The organism is Ensifer sesbaniae (genome assembly GCF_013283665.1).
GTDB lineage: Bacteria > Pseudomonadota > Alphaproteobacteria > Rhizobiales > Rhizobiaceae > Ensifer > Ensifer sesbaniae.
Genome location: NZ_JABEKU010000003.1, coordinates 245,746 through 263,512 on the forward strand (window position 1 = coordinate 245,746; position 17,767 = coordinate 263,512).

16 protein-coding genes and 1 other RNA gene are annotated in these 17,767 nt (G+C 63.3%); 9 read left to right on the forward strand and 8 right to left on the reverse strand.

Annotation, left to right across the window (positions count from 1 at the left end):
- Positions 1-21 precede the first annotated feature (21 nt).
- The gene (locus tag BHMPCIPO_RS29725) at positions 22-576 is read left to right on the forward strand and encodes a TetR/AcrR family transcriptional regulator (protein ID WP_173520423.1); all 555 of its coding nucleotides are present in this window, start codon (positions 22-24) and stop codon (positions 574-576) included.
- Between the two features lie 19 nt (positions 577-595).
- On the opposite strand, the gene BHMPCIPO_RS29730 is transcribed toward BHMPCIPO_RS29725, so the two are convergent.
- On the reverse strand, positions 596-1,531 hold the full coding sequence (locus tag BHMPCIPO_RS29730) for a PhzF family protein (protein ID WP_173520424.1): 936 nt from the start codon (positions 1,529-1,531) through the stop codon (positions 596-598).
- A gap of 222 nt (positions 1,532-1,753) precedes the next feature.
- Between BHMPCIPO_RS29730 and BHMPCIPO_RS29735 the strand changes: the two genes are divergently transcribed.
- The gene (locus BHMPCIPO_RS29735) at positions 1,754-2,110 is read left to right on the forward strand and encodes a hypothetical protein (protein WP_210266732.1); all 357 of its coding nucleotides are present in this window, start codon (positions 1,754-1,756) and stop codon (positions 2,108-2,110) included.
- A gap of 63 nt (positions 2,111-2,173) precedes the next feature.
- Here the strand turns inward: BHMPCIPO_RS29735 and BHMPCIPO_RS29740 are convergent, their stop codons facing one another.
- The 5 genes from BHMPCIPO_RS29740 to tkt all read right to left on the reverse strand — a co-directional run bounded on the left by BHMPCIPO_RS29740 (position 2,174) and on the right by tkt (position 8,300).
- Positions 2,174-3,199, reverse strand: a complete 1,026-nt coding sequence (locus BHMPCIPO_RS29740) for a class I fructose-bisphosphate aldolase (RefSeq protein ID WP_173520425.1) — start codon at positions 3,197-3,199, stop codon at positions 2,174-2,176.
- A gap of 242 nt (positions 3,200-3,441) precedes the next feature.
- Complete coding sequence (locus tag BHMPCIPO_RS29745; protein ID WP_173520426.1) at positions 3,442-4,638, reverse strand: phosphoglycerate kinase; 1,197 nt, start codon at positions 4,636-4,638, stop codon at positions 3,442-3,444.
- The gene (locus tag BHMPCIPO_RS29750; protein ID WP_173520427.1) at positions 4,638-5,228 is read right to left on the reverse strand and encodes a putative glycolipid-binding domain-containing protein; all 591 of its coding nucleotides are present in this window, start codon (positions 5,226-5,228) and stop codon (positions 4,638-4,640) included. Before BHMPCIPO_RS29750 ends, BHMPCIPO_RS29745 begins: the two co-directional genes overlap by 1 nt.
- A gap of 5 nt (positions 5,229-5,233) precedes the next feature.
- Positions 5,234-6,244, reverse strand: a complete 1,011-nt coding sequence (gap, locus tag BHMPCIPO_RS29755) for a type I glyceraldehyde-3-phosphate dehydrogenase (protein ID WP_173520428.1) — start codon at positions 6,242-6,244, stop codon at positions 5,234-5,236.
- Between the two features lie 73 nt (positions 6,245-6,317).
- Entirely contained in the window at positions 6,318-8,300 is a 1,983-nt protein-coding gene (gene tkt / locus BHMPCIPO_RS29760) for a transketolase (protein ID WP_173520429.1), read from the reverse strand.
- 339 nt (positions 8,301-8,639) lie between these two features.
- Between tkt and BHMPCIPO_RS29765 the strand changes: the two genes are divergently transcribed.
- The 3 genes from BHMPCIPO_RS29765 to ssrS all read left to right on the forward strand — a co-directional run bounded on the left by BHMPCIPO_RS29765 (position 8,640) and on the right by ssrS (position 9,511).
- Positions 8,640-8,909, forward strand: a complete 270-nt coding sequence (locus BHMPCIPO_RS29765; RefSeq protein ID WP_065375262.1) for a DUF4164 domain-containing protein — start codon at positions 8,640-8,642, stop codon at positions 8,907-8,909.
- 11 nt (positions 8,910-8,920) lie between these two features.
- Complete coding sequence (locus tag BHMPCIPO_RS29770) at positions 8,921-9,298, forward strand: cell division protein ZapA (protein ID WP_173520430.1); 378 nt, start codon at positions 8,921-8,923, stop codon at positions 9,296-9,298.
- Positions 9,299-9,352: 54 nt separating this feature from the next.
- Positions 9,353-9,511, forward strand: a non-coding RNA gene (gene ssrS, locus BHMPCIPO_RS29775) — 6S RNA.
- 22 nt (positions 9,512-9,533) lie between these two features.
- Here the strand turns inward: ssrS and BHMPCIPO_RS29780 are convergent.
- Positions 9,534-10,403, reverse strand: a complete 870-nt coding sequence (locus tag BHMPCIPO_RS29780; RefSeq protein WP_173520431.1) for a LysR family transcriptional regulator — start codon at positions 10,401-10,403, stop codon at positions 9,534-9,536.
- 360 nt (positions 10,404-10,763) lie between these two features.
- Positions 10,764-10,973 carry a helix-turn-helix domain-containing protein gene (locus BHMPCIPO_RS29785; RefSeq protein WP_173520432.1) on the reverse strand — a complete coding sequence of 70 codons (210 nt, stop codon included), beginning with the start codon at positions 10,971-10,973 and terminating at the stop codon, positions 10,764-10,766.
- A 360-nt stretch (positions 10,974-11,333) separates the two neighbouring features.
- Here BHMPCIPO_RS29785 and BHMPCIPO_RS29790 point away from each other — a divergent pair, with 360 nt between their 5' ends.
- The 4 genes from BHMPCIPO_RS29790 to BHMPCIPO_RS29805 all read left to right on the forward strand — a co-directional run bounded on the left by BHMPCIPO_RS29790 (position 11,334) and on the right by BHMPCIPO_RS29805 (position 17,756).
- Complete coding sequence (locus tag BHMPCIPO_RS29790) at positions 11,334-11,906, forward strand: 5-formyltetrahydrofolate cyclo-ligase (protein ID WP_173520433.1); 573 nt, start codon at positions 11,334-11,336, stop codon at positions 11,904-11,906.
- A 214-nt stretch (positions 11,907-12,120) separates the two neighbouring features.
- Positions 12,121-12,945 carry a TIGR00282 family metallophosphoesterase gene (locus BHMPCIPO_RS29795; protein ID WP_173520434.1) on the forward strand — a complete coding sequence of 275 codons (825 nt, stop codon included), beginning with the start codon at positions 12,121-12,123 and terminating at the stop codon, positions 12,943-12,945.
- 480 nt (positions 12,946-13,425) lie between these two features.
- The gene (locus BHMPCIPO_RS29800; protein ID WP_173520435.1) at positions 13,426-14,580 is read left to right on the forward strand and encodes an efflux RND transporter periplasmic adaptor subunit; all 1,155 of its coding nucleotides are present in this window, start codon (positions 13,426-13,428) and stop codon (positions 14,578-14,580) included.
- Complete coding sequence (locus tag BHMPCIPO_RS29805) at positions 14,577-17,756, forward strand: efflux RND transporter permease subunit (RefSeq protein WP_173520436.1); 3,180 nt, start codon at positions 14,577-14,579, stop codon at positions 17,754-17,756. Before BHMPCIPO_RS29800 ends, BHMPCIPO_RS29805 begins: the two co-directional genes overlap by 4 nt.
- Positions 17,757-17,767: the final 11 nt, after the last annotated feature.

Genomic DNA, 17,767 nt, shown 5'->3' on the forward strand with positions numbered 1-17,767 from the left:
GATTTGAAATAGGAAGTCAAGATGGGACGACGTCGGACAATCGATCGTGACAAGGTTCTGGATGCAGCGGAGGCGATCGTGAACGCCGTCGGCGCCGCCGGCCTGACGATCGATGCGGTCGCCAAGGCGGCCGGTATCACCAAGGGCGGCGTGCAATATTGCTTCGGCAACAAGGACGGTCTGATCGACGCGATGATGGAGCGCTGGTTCAACGAGTTCGACACCGCGGTTGCGGCGGAGGGCGGCGAGGACCCCGACCCGGTGAAGGCAATGCGCGCCCATGCCTTGGTGACTGCCCGGATGAACACGGCCGACAGAGCCCGGACGTCGGGCATGATGGCGGCACTGCTGCAGCGGGAAGAGCATATGGCAAAGAACCGCGCCTGGTACCGCGCCCGTCTCGATGGCATCGACCTCACGACGGAGGAGGGGCGCCGGGCACGGCTCGTCTTCCTCGCCACCGAAGGCGTCTTCCTGCTGCGCGGTTTCGGCTTCGTCGAGATAGATGACGCCGAGTGGCGGGATATGTTCGCCGATATCCTGACGCTGTTGCCCGACCCCGGCGACGTCTCCTAAAGGTCTGGCAGGAAAACTGTTACAGGTCGATCAGCCCGCGCATGGCGCTGACGCAAGCGCCGGAAAGGCTGACCTGACGAACGACGCCGCCCTGTTTACGGACCGAAGCGCCGATGAGGCTGCGCCGGCCCATCTCGACGCCCTGCTCGATGGTGATCTCGACATCGATATCCTGATCCGGCAGCAGTGACACAAGATGGGCAGAGAGCGCTGCGGAGGCGCTGCCGGTTGCGGGATCTTCGTTGACGTTGTCGAGTGGTGCGAACATGCGGGCCCGGATCTGCCACGGCGCCTCTGCCGAGCGAACGTAAAGGAACAGGCTGAAGCTGTCTTCTTCCGGCTTGTAGCGGGCATTGGCCGCCTGGAACGCAGTGACGTTCGGCCGCGCCGTCGAAAGTGTTGCGGTATCAGTGACTTCCGCGACCGCGAAGGGGAGGCCGACGGAAAGGCGGATCGGCGTGTGGGTGCCAGTGCCGATGGCTTCTGATGGGAGCGATGCGCAGGCAGCGATCGTTCCGACGTCGATTTCCGGGCCGGCCGTCAGGCTGCGCGGCACGACGATGCTGGCGCCGGTGACCTCACCCTTCTCCCGCGACAGCGTTGCCTCGACAAGCCCCGCCTTTTCCTCGAAGCGCAGCATGCCACCGGGCGCACGGCCGAAGATCTCCATCTGTCGACCGAGAACGAAGGCGGTGCCGACATTCGGGTGGCCGGCAAAGGGAATCTCCGCCGTCGGCGTGAAGATCCGGACCTCGGCCGTATTGGCAGGGTTGCGCGGCGGCAACACGAAGGTGACTTCGGAATAGCCAAACTCGGTCGCGATCGCCTGCATTTGCCGGTCGCTCAGCCCCCGGGCATCCGGGATGACTGCGAGCTGGTTGCCCGCGAAACGCTCGGCGGTAAAGACGTCGACTGTGACGTAAGCGATGGATTGCGGCGAAGCGGCGGAGGTCATGGCACCGGCTTTCTCTGGGGTTGGCTGCGAAGCCAAGGCTTAAGCCAGCGTTCGCGCCGGTCAAAGGCGCCAAGTTGTTCCGGTGACAATATTTTCGGAGCTCACAAAGTGAAATAACCGTTTATATTCAAACTGGTAAGCGCACCGGCCGATTTTCGTCCAAGCCGCAAGCGGCACCAGCCGATTGCTGTGTTATCCTTGGCGCATAGGCTGGTTACACAGATGAATATCCGACGCGGCCTCTTTCGATTGTGGCTGATTGCGTCTGCACTTTGGGTGCTGACGCTGGTCGTCTATGTGGAATTTGAAGGACGGCGGAGAGACGTGGCAGATGGTGGCTCCATCTTCATCAGAGGCTGGGTCGTGATCACCGACGGCTGGAAAGCCGAGCGAGAGGCAGCCGCCATGCGGGAAAGGGCGGCCGCAGCCGGGGCCCCGAGCGTTGTCGTGCCCGACGAGATTGAGCGGCGACTTCGATCCGGCAGGGAGGTGCAAAGAGCGGCTTTGCTCTTCGGCGGAATGTTGCTGGGACCGCCGCTTCTCCTGCTTGTGCTGGGCGCTTGGGTTATCCGTGGCTAGAATTTGCCGCGGATGAACTTGACGAAGAGGGGGCCGGGCCCGCGGCCCCCCGGTTCCTCAGCCTTATGCGGCCTTCTCGAGACCCTTGTTCCACGCGCCCTTGGCTGCGAGGCTGCACATCTCGGCGCGATGCGAGAAGGCGCGCTGGCCGGCACCAATGTTGTCGGCCTTGCCGTGCCAGGCGTTGAGCGCCTCCTGCTGCAGCGCGCGGCCATAGGAGAAGGTGAGTTTCCACGGCAGGTCGCGGGTGGCGTTCATCGCCGAAAGATGGGCGGTTGCCTCTTCCGTCGATTGGCCGCCGGAGAGGAAGGCAATGCCAGGAACGGCCGAAGGCACGGTGCGCTTCAGCACCTTGATCGTGCGTTCGGCCACTTCGGCGACCGAAGCCTTGCGCGCCTTCTTGCCGTCGATCACCATGCTGGGCTTCAGGATCATGCCTTCGAGCTTGACGCGCATCGCCGCCAGTTCCTCGAAGGTGGTGCGCAGCGTCCATTCCGTCACGTGCTCCGCGCGATCGATCGAGTGGTCGCCCGGCGCACCGTCCATCAGCACCTCGGGCTCGACGATCGGCACGATCCCGGCGTCCTGGCAAAGGGCGGCATAGCGGGCGAGCGCATGGGCGTTGGCGCGAACGGCACCTGCGCTCGGCAACGTATCGGAGATGGAGATCACGCCGCGCCACTTTGCGAAGCGCGCACCCGCCTCGTAATATCTCGTCAGCCGTTGGGCGAGGCCGTCGAGACCCTCGGTGATCGTCTCGGCCGGGAAGTTGGTCATCGGCTTGGCGCCGGCATCGACCTTGATGCCGGGGATAGAGCCGGCGGCACGGATGATGTCGACGAGCGGCGTGCCGTCGACCGCATGCTGGAACAGGGTTTCCTCATAGAGGATGACGCCGGAAATGTACTTGCGCATCGCCTCGCTGGCGCGCAGCAGCATCTCGCGATAGTCCCGCCTGGAGGTCTCGGTGGATTCGAGACCGATCGTATCGAAGCGCTTCTTGATCGTTGCCGTGGATTCGTCGGCGGCGAGCAGCCCGCGGCCGTTGGCGACCATGGCGGCAGCGATGTCTTCCAGTCTTTCGCTCATGTTGTTCTCCCTGGACAGCGCCGATCACCAGGATCGGGGCGAGTACTGAAACAGTTTCGGACCGACGGCGCACGGGGCAACCGCCACGCTCCAAACAAGGGCGCGAGTAACAGGTCAAATTGTCCAGGAAAATGGCAAGAAAATCGACTAAAACGATTTAAATTTTTTTAATCGATTGAATAAATAAGGTTTTTTCTTGATTGCCGGCGCGTGGGAATGGCCCCACGCGCCGGTTGCACGGCTTACTTCTGCTTGAGGATGTCGACGCCCGGGAGCGGCTTGCCTTCCATCCATTCCAGGAATGCGCCGCCGGCGGTCGAGACATAGGTGAAATCGTCGGCGACTTCGGCATGGTTCAGCGCAGCGACCGTGTCGCCACCGCCGGCAACCGAGACCAGCGATCCCTGGCGGGTGCGGGCGGCCGCATGCTTGGCAACCGCAACCGTCGCCTTGTCGAACGGAGCGATTTCGAAGGCGCCGAGCGGGCCGTTCCAGACGAGCGTTTCGGCCTTGGAGATCCAGTCGTTGACGGCAGCGACCGATTTCGGACCGACGTCGAGAACCATGGCGTCGGCGGGGATCGCGTTGATGTCGACCACCTCGTTGTCGGCGCCAGCCTTGAATTCGCGGGCGACGACGCCGTCTTCCGGCAGGACGATGGCGCAGCCGGCCTTGTCGGCAGCGGCAATGATCGCCTTGGCGGTGTCGGCGAGGTCATGCTCGCAGAGCGACTTGCCGACATTGACGCCCTTGGCGGCAACGAAGGTGTTGGCCATGCCGCCGCCGATCACGAGCGCGTCGACCTTGGTCACGAGGTTCTGCAGGAGGTCGATCTTGGTCGAGACCTTGGCGCCGCCGACGATCGCGACGACCGGCCGCTTCGGCTCGCCGAGGCCCTTTTCCAGCGCTTCTAGTTCGGCCTGCATGGTGCGGCCGGCATAGGCCGGCAGGTGGTGGGCGAGACCTTCGGTCGAGGCATGGGCGCGGTGCGCGGCGGAGAAGGCGTCGTTGACATAGATATCGCCGTTGGCGGCAAGTGCTTCGACGAAGGCCGGCTCGTTCTTTTCCTCGCCCTTGTGGAAGCGGGTGTTTTCGAGCAGTAGTACGTCGCCGTCGCTCATTTCGGCAATGGCGTTGTTCGCCTTGTCGCCGACGCAGTCGGCCGCGAAGTGAACGCGCTGGTCGAGCACGTCTTCGACCGCCGGTGCGATCGTCTTCAGCGACATGTCGGCGACCGGTTCACCCTTCGGGCGGCCGAAATGGGCGAGCAGGATGACCTTGGCGCCCTTCTCGGACAGTTCGCGGATGGTCGGCGCCACGCGTTCGATGCGGGTCGCGTCCGTCACCACGCCGTCCTTGACCGGCACGTTGAGATCGACGCGCACCAGCACGCGCTTGCCGGCGATGTCGGTCAGATCGTCGAGGGTCTTGAAAGTCATCAGATAGTCTCCGGTGATAGTCTCTGGAAAAGGGTGGGATAGTCGATGACGAGGCCATCCTCGTCCACGGGCAAGTCCGCGGCAAAGCTGCGGTCCTCGGCCTCGTAGCGGTAGAGCCTGAAATCATCGAGGCAGGTGTAGTGCTGGCCGTCGACGACAGGCTCGAACGTGTCGAACGGCACGTAGAGCATCTTCAGCCTGGCGGTGCCGGACCGGCGGTCGAGCCCGAGGCGTCGGATCGGAAGCGTGTTGGTGAAGGGTGTTCCGGCGAGGTCGATATCGATGCAGCCGTCGAACTCGGGCAGGGCTGCGCCTCGCGCCGTCATCCATTGGCCCGGAACGTCCGAGCGCAGATGCAGGCTCCGGCCATCGGTCGTGTCGACCATGAATTTCCGAACCAGCCATGTCTCGTCGCAATCGATCCGGTAGCGCACGCCGTAGGGTGTGCCGCCGCGGTTGCCGATGAGAATGCCAACGGCGCGGATGACCGCGCCGTCAGCAGTATCGATTGATGTCAGCGTCAGGTGTTCGAGCCCTTCCCCTTCAAGCGGACGCCAGCGGACCGTCTTTGAAGAAAGGGCGCGAAACATCTGCGTTAGATGAGCTTGGCGAAGGCGACGGCGGTGTCGGCCATGCGGTTCGAGAAGCCCCACTCGTTGTCGTACCAGGTGAGGATACGCACGAAGTTGCCTTCGATCACCTTGGTCTGGTCGATCGCGAAGATCGAGGAGTGGCTGTCATGGTTGAAGTCGCGCGAAACGAGCGGCTCTTCCGTGTAGCCGAGGACGCCCTTCAGCGCGCCGTTGGCGGCAGCCTTGATGGCGTTGGTGATTTCCTCGACCGACGTGTTGCGCTTGGCGACGAACTTGAAGTCGACGACCGAGACGTTCGGGGTCGGGACGCGGATCGACGTGCCGTCGAGCTTGCCCTTGAGTTCCGGCAGAACCAGGCCGACGGCCTTGGCGGCGCCGGTCGAGGTCGGGATCATCGATAGGGCCGCAGCACGGGCGCGGTAGAGATCCTTGTGCATCTGGTCGAGCGACGGCTGGTCGTTGGTGTAGGAGTGGATCGTGGTCATGAAGCCGTGGTCGATGCCGACGGCGTCGTTCAGAACCTTGACGACCGGAACCAGGCAGTTCGTCGTGCACGAAGCGTTGGAGATGACCAGGTGATCCTTGGTCAGCTGGTCGTGGTTGACGCCGTAGACGACCGTCAGGTCAGCGCCGTCGGCCGGAGCCGAAACGATGACGCGCTTGGCGCCGGCGGTGAGATGTGCTGCAGCCTTGTCGCGCGCGGTGAAGATGCCGGTGCATTCCATCGCGATGTCGACGCCGAGTTCCTTGTGCGGAAGCGTTGCCGGATCCTTGATCGCCGTGACCTTGATCGGCTTGCCGCCGCCGACGGTGATCGTGTCGCCCTCGACCTTGACCTCGGCCGGGAAGCGGCCGTGGATCGAGTCATAGCGCAGCAGGTGAGCGTTGGTTTCAACGGGGCCGAGATCGTTGATCGCAACGACTTCGATGTCGGTGCGGCCGGATTCGACGATCGCGCGGAGCACGTTGCGACCGATGCGGCCAAAACCGTTGATGGCGACTTTTACTGTCATGGGGTCTCTCCCTGTCTGTATGACGTGGTACGAAAAAAGCGGGGCGCGCCCTTCGGCGCGCCCCGCAACTTGATCAGGCGAGTTTCGCTTCCGCAGCGGCGACCACCGCCTCGGGCGTGATGCCGAAGTGCTTGTAAAGGTCCTTGTAGGGACCGGAGGCACCGAAGGACGACATGCCGATGAAGGCGCCGTCGCTGCCGATGAAGTGATCCCAACCCTGGCGGATGCCGGCCTCGACGGCGATCTTGACCGGCGAGTTGCCGATGATCGCCTGCTGGTAGTCTTCGCTCTGCTCGGCGAAGAGCTCGAAGCAGGGAACGGAGACGACGCGGGTGGAAATGCCCTTGGCGCTCAATGCCTGGCAGGCCTTGACGGCGATCTCGACTTCCGAGCCGGTGGCGAAGATCGTGACCTTGGCGTCGGCGGCCGAGATCAAGTCGTAGGCGCCGCGGGCGCAGAGGTTTTCTTCCTCATACTCGGTGCGCACAGCCATCAGGTTCTGGCGGGTGAGCGCGATGCCGGACGGGCGGTTGTGGCTTTCGAGCGCGAGCTGCCAGCATTCCGCCGTTTCCGTGGCGTCGGCCGGGCGGAACATCAGGAGGTTCGGGATGGCGCGAAGTGCGGCCATATGCTCGACGGGCTGGTGCGTCGGACCGTCTTCGCCAAGGCCGATCGAGTCATGCGTCAGCACGTGGATGACACGGATGCCCATCAGTGCGGCGAGGCGGATCGACGGACGGCAATAGTCCGAGAAGATCAGGAAGCCGCCGGAATAGGGGATGACGCCGCCGTGCAGCGCCATGCCGTTCATGGCAGCGGCCATGCCGTGCTCGCGCACGCCGTAATGGATATAGCGGCCGGAGAAATCATCAGGCGTGATCGACTTGGTCTGGCTCGTCTTGGTGTTGTTCGAACCGGTCAGGTCGGCCGAGCCGCCGATGGTTTCGGCGAGAACGCCGTTGATGACTTCGAGCGCGTCTTCGGAAGCCTTGCGGGTTGCCGGCGACGGCTTGGTTTCAGCAAGCTTCTTCTTGTAGTCGTCGATGGCCGAGGCAAGACGGCCTTCGAGTTCGCCGGAGAAGCGGCGGTTGAACTGGGCCTTCTTTTCGGCCTCGCTCTTTTCCAGGCGCTCTTCCCATTCCTTGCGCGCCTTGGTCGAACGCAGGCCGGCCAGACGCCAGGCGTCGAGCACGTCGGAGGGAACGACGAAGGCTTCGGACTCCCAGCCGAGCGCTTCGCGGGTTGCGGCGATTTCCTCGGCGCCGAGCGGCGAGCCGTGGACCTTGTGGGTGCCGGCCTTGTTCGGTGCGCCAAAGCCGATCGTCGTCTTGGCCGCGATCATCGTCGGCTTGTCGGACTTCTGGGCCTGCTCGATCGCGGCGGCGATCGCATCCGGGTCATGGCCATCGACGGAGATGGTGTTCCAGTTGCAGGCGCGGAAGCGGGCGTGCTGATCGGTCGAGTCGGCGATCGAGATCGGACCGTCGATAGAGATGTTGTTGTCGTCCCAGAAGACGATCAGCTTGTTGAGCTTCAGGTGGCCGGCGAGCGAAATCGCTTCCTGGCTGATGCCTTCCATGAGGCAGCCGTCACCGGCGAGCACGTAGGTATAGTGCTCCATCAGGTCGGAGCCGAATTCGTCGCGCAGCTTGCGCTCGGCGATCGCCATGCCGACGGCATTGGCAATGCCCTGGCCGAGCGGACCGGTGGTCGTCTCGATGCCGGCGGCGTGGCCGTATTCCGGGTGGCCGGCGGTGCGGGCGCCGAGCTGGCGGAAATTCTTGATCTCGTCGATGGTGACGTCTTCGTAGCCCGTCAAATAGAGCAGCGAATAGAGCAGCATCGAGCCATGGCCGGCCGACAGCACGAAGCGGTCGCGGTTTGGCCAGGAGGGGTTCTTGGGGTCAAAGCTCAGATAGCGCGTAAAGAGGACTGTCGCTATGTCGGCTGCGCCCATGGGCAGGCCGGGGTGGCCGGAATTTGCCTTCTCGACGGCATCCATGGAAAGGAAACGGATCGCATTTGCCATCCGGTCGTGTTTTTCGCGAGAGATCATGACTGTTCCGTTTTGCGTTCGGTGGTCAGGGAACGGTCTCTATCCTCCAAAGACCGCGCAAGAAGCGGCTGACACATAGCAGGTGCGCCGTGCGAGTCAATAAATACGGGCCTTCCGCGGCCATTTGACGACAGGTCGTCCCGCTCCTTGTCTCGCAATGCAACAGAGCTTTCGCACTGCCGTTGAAGAAAGCCGGCTACGTAATCCATCCACAGCTTCCGTAGTTGTTTGCGGAGCTTGGCATTGTTGAGACTTGCGTAATAGGTTTAAAAAAGATCGAGCCGAAGCGGCGGACGGGATTCGGGCGATTCGGCCTCACGGGCGAGGTATTCGGAACACATGCCGGCAAAGACTGTCAAAGCGGCGATCGATGAACTGCGGAACGCAGTGCAATCCCTGGAGAATGCGATCGACGGTCGGTTTGACAGGGAACGGGATTTCGGCGAGTTCGAGAGCGAGGTGCGGCGCGTCAACACCGACCGCTCGCGGCTTGCACAGGAGCTCGATCAGTCGCAGTTCCGGGCAAATCGACTCGAGGAGGTCAACCGCGAGGTTTCCCGTCGCCTCGTGACGGCGATGGAAACCATTCGGGCGGTGCTCGACCGCTAGGAATAAGCGACATGGCGCAGGTGACAGTATCGATCGACGGCAAGGCCTACCGGATGGCCTGCGAGGAAGGGCAGGAAGATCATCTGATCGAGCTTGCCACCAACTTCGATCAGTATGTCGGGCACCTCAAGAGCCAGTTCGGCGAGATCGGCGATCTGCGCCTCACCGTCATGGCGGGCATCATGGTCATGGACGAACTCAGCGAGGTCAATCGCCGGCTGAAGAGTCTCGAGGCCGAGGTCGGCAATCTGACGCATGGTCGCGATGCCGCGCTTTCCGACCAGATGAAGAGCGAGGAGGCGCTGGCCTCTGCGCTCAGCGAAGTCACCGCGCAGATTCACAGCATTGCCGCCAAGCTGAACGGCCGCGCCACGACAGCGGCAAGCTAAAGGTTTCGGTGGCAAGCCTCTGGCGCGAAGCCGCGAGACACTTTATATATCGACCGCGGTCTGCGCTTCCCGACAGGAACCACAATCCCCGGGGCCATACACGATCTCAAGGGAGCTGTCCCTGGCCGAGCCTGTGGGTTCGGACACACGGCGCCCACCTACTTAGTAGGCACCCGGGATCGTAAACTCTCCATCGGTCGTCGTGGATCGCACTTTCTCCCCTTCGGGCGACCTTTCAATCTCCGGCGAACGCCCGGCGAATGGCGTCGGCCATGGCCTCGACGATGCGGTCCTTGCCGTTCCCCGCTTTCGATATCCGCAATACGACGTTCGAGTGGTCGATCACCTCATAGCCGTCGTCGGCCGTCAGTTCGCGGCACCCGGCCGGAATGCTGCTGCGGGCGAGCGGCGCAATGGCGAGCCCCGACACCACCGCTGCCATCATGCCGCCGCTCGTGCGGCTGACATAGGCCACGCGGCTTTCCAGGCGGCATTTCCTGAGATTGCGCTGGGCGAGGTCGTCGCACCAGCCGCCTTCCAGATAGGTATAGGTGGCGATCGGCAGCGGTCGCCGCTCGTCGGTGCGGTGCTGCTCGGAGGTTACCCAGACGGTCGGGTCCATCATCAGGACTTCGTTCTTCGTGCGCCCGCCGGGCTCGAAGACGACAGCGAGATCGAGCTCGCCGGCTTCCAGTGCTGCGATGTTGGTCATCGAAGCGCCCTGCTGAACGGTCACCTCGACGCCGGGATGGATGGCGGCGAAGGTTCCAAGCGCTTTCGGCAGGGTGGAGTTGATGTATTCCTCGGGGATACCGATCCGGACCGTGCCGTCGAGAGCGGGCTGGCGCATCGCGGCGGCGGTGTCGTCGAGCAGCGTGACGATGCGTCTGGCATTGTCGAGCAATCGCAATCCCTGCGGCGTCAGCACGACGCCACGCGAGTGGCGCTCGAACAGCGCGTCGCCGAGCATGTCCTCGAGCTTCTTGATCTGCATGCTGACGGCGGACTGCGTGCGCCCGACGATATTGGCGGCGCGTGTGACATTGCCGGCGTCGACGACCGCAAGGAAGGTCCTGAGCAAATCGCTGTCGAGCGCAAGGGACATGGCTCTATCCATCAGAAGTTCTGATGGCAGCCATGCTTGCAATTCGTTTGTCAGATGTCAATGCGAGGGCGAAGATCGCTGATCCGATCACCTTGCGCAGGGGCATTCCCGATGAGCGTGCTTGCCGTCTTTGCCTTTTCCGAAACCTCCATCGCAGTCCGCCGCCGAGCGGTGCAATGGTCTTGCGAACTCCTGTTTCCCGCGGCGTCTGTGACCGTTCCGACAGGTAGGCCGGCGCTCCTGCGCGATGCGGGGATCTGTCAGGAGGCAGGCGATATGGCGCCTATGCAACCGCCGCCGAGAGACGCCGTCTACCGGTCGCACTGGCTGCTCTGAGCGATTTTGCGCGCCGCTCCGGGATTACGAGATGAGATCGAGCCTGGCGGCACGAAACACCGCTTCGGCGAGATTGCTCGCCTGCAACTTGCGCATGGCATCGGTTAGTGCCCGGTCGATCCGATCGAGCGGAATGTCGGTCTCGCGCATCATGTCCTGGCGCGTGCGGCCGCGTGCGGCGAGGGTCAGGCAACGCAGTTCCAACGGGTCGAGTTCACTCATCTGGTCCTTCATGGACGTCGGCTTTTCCACTGCTGCCTGCAGGAGCGCGTCCATACATCGAACACGGGCATTAGTTCCTGCTAATTATTTGAAATCGTGACCTTATTTGCACGTGCGCCATGTTTCGTGAAAGCGGAACCCTTGCCCATGATGAATGGAAGGCTAATGCTGTGCCGAACCGGGAAGGGGGTGACATGATTGTCGCAAACTGCTGCAAATGCGGCGATGCCGGTGGGTGAGCGAAAGGCGCGATCGCGTAAACAGGCTGGTAGCCGGCCCGGGAATCGGCGACAGATGATGGACTTGTGCCATTTCGGGAAGTGATTTTCTCCGGCGACGATAGCGGGCGGTGGGTTTGCAGGCGAGGAATTGATGTCACCGAGGGATTTGAAGGCAGCACTGCGCAAGGAGAAGTTGGCATTGCGCGATGCAATGTCGCCGGAGATGCGGATCGAAGCGAGCCTGACCATGGCCGATCATGCCGGCGACGTCATCGCGATCGATCCCGGACACATTGTCGCCGGCTTCTGGCCGATCCGCTCCGAGGTCGACATCCGGCCGCTGATGGCACGGCTGAAGCAACGCGGCGCCCGGCTCTGCCTGCCCGCGATCGTGGACAAGCACACGATCATTTTCCGCGAATTGCTCGACGGTGCCGATGTCATCGCCACGGGCTTCGGCACCACGGGGCCCGGTCCGGAGGCACCGGAAGTCGATCCGGATATCATGCTCGTACCGCTTTCCGCGTTCGATTCGACCGGTCATCGCATCGGCTATGGTGCCGGCTATTACGACCGCGCCATCGACCGGTTGCGCAACAAGGGGCACCTGCCGAAGCTGATCGGCATCGCCTTCGACTGCCAGGAAGTGGCGTCCATTCCGGCCGAACCGCACGACGTTGCACTGGACGCCGTGCTCACGGAGAGCGGATTTCGGCATTTCTGACTTAATTCGCCGAGATCGTGGGATGACCTAACACGTTGATATCGCAAAGGCGGGAGCAATAGGCCGTTTCCCGGTTTTCCCGCATTTCATCTAAGGCGTTTCCTGCGCGGTCGGGATCGTGTAGACGCTCTATCTCTTTGTTTTACGCAGTTCCGGACGCCACAATCGCTGAAGCGCTTGCCCCGGGGCTTGACCTGGTGGGATTTGAGCGAGCATGAGGCTTCTGTTTCTGGGAGATATGGTGGGCAAGACGGGCCGTAAGGCGGTCTGGGAACGGCTTCCGGGGCTGATCGGTGACCTCAAGCTCGATTTCGTCATCGTCAACGGCGAGAATGCTGCCGGCGGTTTCGGCATCACCGAAGACATTTTTCTCGAGACGATCAATGCCGGCGCCGATGTGGTGACGACGGGCAATCACGTCTGGGACCAGAAGGAGGCGGTCGTCTTCTGCGAGCGGCACGACCAGTTCCTGCGCCCGGCCAACTATCCGGCCGGCACGCCGGGGCGTGGCTCCAACCTGTTCTTCGCCCGCAACGGCGCTCGCGTGCTGGTGGCCAATATCATGGGCCGCGTCTTCATGCATCCGGAACTCGATGATCCCTTCAAGTCGGCCGAGGCGATCCTCGATGCCTGCCCGCTCGGCGAGCAGGCGGATGCGATCGTCTTCGACTTCCATGCGGAGGCGACCAGCGAGAAGCAATGTTTCGGCCATTTCGTCGATGGCCGCGCCAGCCTCGTGGTCGGCACGCATACGCACGTGCCGACCGCGGACCACCAGATCCTGAATGGCGGTACGGCCTATATGAGCGACGCCGGCATGTGCGGCGACTACGACTCCTCGCTCGGCATGGACAAGGAAGAGCCGCTCAACCGCTTCATCTCGAAAATGCCGAAGGGGCGTTTTGAGGCCGCTTCCGGCCCCGCGACCATCTGCGGCCTCGGCGTCGAGATCTCCGACCGCACCGGGCTCGCCGAAAAGATCGCGCCGCTGCGCCTCGGTGCGCGGCTGGCCGAGACGATCCCGGATTTCTGGTCCTAGGGCGAAGCCGGCAGCAATTCCGGTTGGTCGAACGCGCTTCTGGTTGAGGCGCGCCCTGCCCGTTATCGCCTTCCGGGAATTGATTTTTTTCAAGGTGACAACCCCATCAAATGATGGCAGGTTATCGCGAGGTCACGCCGGGCCGGGGCGTGATGTATTCGAGTGTTTTCCAGTAACGAATACCGTCCGCAGTCTTGGATTGCGGACCTGTGCTGCCGTCACCGGACAATCGGGAGCAGGCGCTCTCTGCCCGGCGATCTCGATCCAATAGCGTTCGCCGGCCGAGAGCGGAGACCGCTGTATCATTTAATTGCTTGTGCGACTTTGCCTCTTGGATCGCTGCCGATCCGAGGATTTGTGCGGAGCGGAAGGGTAATGCGGCGATTTTCCGCCATGTCCCGCTCTGAAGTATTCAAAGCGGTTGCGGTGGTCGCTCGGTCGGCTTCTCGTCGCGATCCAAAGTGCATTCGGAGGGCGTGCATGTTGTCTAAGTGGCATTTGCCGATGATCGTCGGCGCTTCTCTTTCCCTTCTTTCCGCTGTTGGTACTCAAGCGCAGGACGCGCAATTGCCCGTCGTGACCGTCGCCAAGCCGGTCGTGCGTGACGTGATCGACAGTGACGAATTCATCGGCCGGTTCGAGCCGGTCGACGAGGTGCAGGTTCGCGCCCGCATCGGCGGCTATCTCGATGAGGTCAACTTCACCGATGGTGCGCTGGTGAAGAAGGGTGACAGGCTCTTCGTCATCGACCAGCGCCCCTATCGCACGGCCCTCTCCCAGGCCGAGTCGACGCTCGAATCGGCACGCTCGACGCTGGCATTCGCCGAGGCGCAGTTCAAGCGGACGCAATCGCTGACGGGCACGGGCACGCTGTCGATCTCGACGCTCGACGATCACCGCCGGGAACTGCTTTCGGCGCAGGCGCTGGTGCGCGGTTCGGAAGCGGCGGTCGAGCGTGCCAAGCTCGATCTCGACTACACCACGATCACCGCGCCGCTGAGCGGCCGCGTCGACCGACGCCTGCTGTCGCCGGGCAACCTCGTCCAGGCCGACCAGACCGTGTTGACGACGATCGTCTCGCTCGATCCGATCGACTTCTATTTCGACGTCGATGAGCGGCGGCTGCTCTCCTACGCACGGGTCGCGCGCGAACGCGGCAGCGCGCTGCAGGAAGGTGGCGGTGCGCTCGAGGTGCTGGTCACCATTGCCGACTCCAATGAGGAGCCGTTCAAGGGCAAGCTCGACTTTGCCGAAAACCGTGTCGACCCGCAGAGCGGTACCATGCGCGTGCGCGCCCGTCTCGAGAACCCGAAGCTGGTGCTACAGCCCGGTCTCTTCGGCCGCGTGCAGATCGAAGGCTCGAACACCTACAAGGCAGTGCTCATTCCCGATGAGGCGATCGGCGCCGACCAGAACGAGCGGATCGTCTACGAGGTGACGGCAGACGGATCGGTGGTGACCAAGCCCGTGCGGCTCGGGCCGAAGCTGCACGGCTATCGCGTCATCCGCAGCGGCATGACCGGTGACGAGACCATCGTCGTCAACGGCCTGATGCGGGCGCGTCCCGGTACCAAGGTGAAGCCGGAGATGGTTCAGCTTCCCTCTGAAGCGCAAGCGACGAGGACGGAGCAATGAGGTTCGCTCACTTCTTCGTCGACCGACCGATCTTCGCATCGGTGCTGTCGATCGTTTTCCTGATCGTCGGCAGCATCGCCTATTTCCAGCTCCCGGTGGCGCAGTATCCGGAGATCGCCCCGCCGACCATCGTCGTTCGGGCCGCCTATCCCGGCGCGGACGCGGACACGGTCGCCAATACCGTGGCGACGCCGCTCGAGCAGGAGATCAACGGCGTCGAGAACATGCTTTACATGTCCTCCTATTCGACCGCCGACGGCTCGATGGCGCTGACGATCACCTTCAAGCTCGGCACCGACCTGGACCAGGCGCAGGTGCTGGTGCAGAACCGCGTGTCCATCGCCGAGCCGCGGCTGCCCGAGGAGGTGCGGCGCATCGGCATCACGACGGCGAAGAGCTCGCCCGACCTGATGATGGTCGTGCATCTGCTGTCGCCGAACGAGCGCTACGACCAGCTCTACGTCTCGAATTATGCGCGTACGCGCATCCGCGACCTGCTGGTGCGGCTCGACGGCGTCGGCGACGTCATCCTGTTCGGCGAGCGCGAATATGCGCTGCGCGTCTGGCTCGACCCGGAGAAACTCTCGGCCTACGGCATGACTGCCGGTGACGTCGTGCAGGCGCTGCGCGAGCAGAACGTGCAGGTCTCCGGCGGCTCGATCGGTGGCCCGCCGGCGCCGGGCGACAGCGCTTTCCAGTATACCGTGACCACCGACGGCCGCTTCAGCGATGCACGGCAGTTCCGCTACGTGATCGTCAAGGCGACCGAAAGCGGCCGTCTGGTGCAGTTGCAGGACGTTGCGCGCGTCGAGCTCGGCGCGCGTGAATATGTCAACAACAGCTATCTCGACGGCAGTCCGGCGGTGGCGCTCGGCATCTTCTCGCGGCCAGGCACCAATGCGCTCGATGCCGCCGAGCAGATCCAGAAGGTGATGACCGACGTCTCGCGGGATTTCCCGGACGGGCTCGAATACCGGATCGTCTATAACCCGACCGAATTCATCTCGGAATCGATCAACGAGGTCTACAAGACGATCGCCGAGGCGGCCTTGCTCGTTGCCATCGTCGTTCTCGTCTTCCTGCAATCCTGGCGCACGGCGATCATTCCGATCGTCGCGATCCCCGTGTCGCTGGTCGGCACCTTCGCGTTCCTCTACGCCTTCGGCTTCTCGCTGAACATGCTGACGCTGTTCGGCCTGGTGCTGGCCATCGGCATCGTCGTCGACGATGCGATCGTCGTCGTCGAGAACGTCGAGCGAAATCTCGCGCGCGGCATGACCCCGCGCGAGGCCTCGCACGTGACCATGGACGAGGTCGGGGCCGCGGTCATCGCCATCTCGCTGGTGCTGACCGCCGTCTTCGTCCCGACGGCCTTCATTCCCGGCATTGCCGGCCAGTTCTATCTGCAGTTTGCCGTGACGATCTCGGTGGCGACCGTCATTTCCGCCTTCAACTCGCTGACGCTGTCGCCGGCTCTGGCGGCAATCCTGTTGAAACCGCATGAGAACGAACATCACGAGAGCCGCAATCCGCTGACGCGTTTCGGTCGGTCGCTTGCCAACGGCTTCAACAACGGCTTCGACCGGATGGCCGAGGGCTATGCCTGGATCGTGCGCAGGCTGGTTTCGACGAAGACGGCGGTGGCCGCGGCGCTGCTCGTCTTTGTGGGCCTGCTCGGGGCCACCTGGTACATGGCGCAGATCGTGCCGAGCGGTTTCGTGCCGACCATGGACCAGGGTTACGCAATCGTCGTCATCCAGCTCCCGGATGGTGCCTCGCTCGACCGCACCGACGCGGTGGTCAAGCGGGCGTCGAAGATCATCCAGGACGTTCCTGGAGTGAAGAGCGCCGTTGCCTTTGCCGGCTTCAACGGTGCGACCTTTACCAACGCGTCCAACTCGGGCGTGGTCTTTGCCTCGTTCGAGAGTTTCGAAGAACGGCTGAAGCACGGGCAGGGCGCCAACCAGATCATCGGCCAGCTCTATGGCAGCCTGCAGAGCATCCAGGAGGCATTCATCATCGCCGTGCCGCCGCCGTCGGTGCGCGGCATCGGCAATTCCGGCGGCTTCAAGATGCAGATCATGGACCGGCAGAACTCGGACATGCGCCGGGCGCTGGGGCTTGCCTATCAGATGATGGGTGCCGCCAACCAGACGGAGGGGCTGACGGGCGTCTTCACCACCTTCTCGGCCTCGAGCCCGCAATACTTCCTGGCGATCGACCGCGACAAGGCGCGCACGCTCAACGTGCCGATCCCCAACATCTTCGAGGCGCTGTCGATCAATCTCGGCACCTCCTACGTCAACGACTTCAACGCCTTCGGCCGTGTCTACCAGGTGCGGGCGCAGGCCGATCAGCAGTACCGCGTCGAGCGTGACAATATCCTCGCGCTGAAGGTTCGCTCCGCGACCGGTGCGCTCGTGCCGATGGGTACGTTGGTCGAGATCCGCGATACCGCCGGCCCGACGCTGGTCCAGCGCTACAACATGTATGTGTCGGTGCCGATCCAAGGCAACCCCGCGGTCGGCGTTTCGACGGGTACGGCCCTCGACAAGATGGAGGCACTCGCCGCCCAGATCCTGCCGCAGGGCACGACCTTCGAGTGGACGGAACTCGCCTTCCAGGAACGCCAGACCGGCGATACCGCAGTGTTCATCTTCGCGCTGTCGGTCGTCTTCGTGTTCCTGGCGCTTTCGGCCCAATATGAAAGCTGGGTTTTGCCGCTGGCGATCATCCTGATCGTGCCGCTCGGCGTGCTCGCGGCGCTGGTCGGCGTGTTCGTCCGCGGTCTCGACAACAACGTGCTGACCCAGATCGGGTTGATCGTGCTGATCGGCCTTGCGGCCAAGAACGCGATCCTGATCGTCGAGTTCGCACGACAGGGCGAGGACGAGGGCAAGACGCCGATCGAGGCGGCGGTGGAGGCAAGCCAATTGCGCCTCCGACCGATCCTGATGACGGCCTTCGCCTTCATCCTCGGCGTGGTGCCGCTGATGATCGCGACCGGCCCCGGCGCGGAAATGCGCCAGTCGCTCGGTACCGCGGTGTTTTCGGGCATGCTCGGCGTGACCTTCCTCGGCCTGTTCCTGACACCGGTCTTCTACGTCGCGCTGCGGTCGTTCCGGCGGCGCAAATCGGCGGTGGTGACCGAACCGGCGCCCCACCCCGCCGAATAGAGGGATACGAC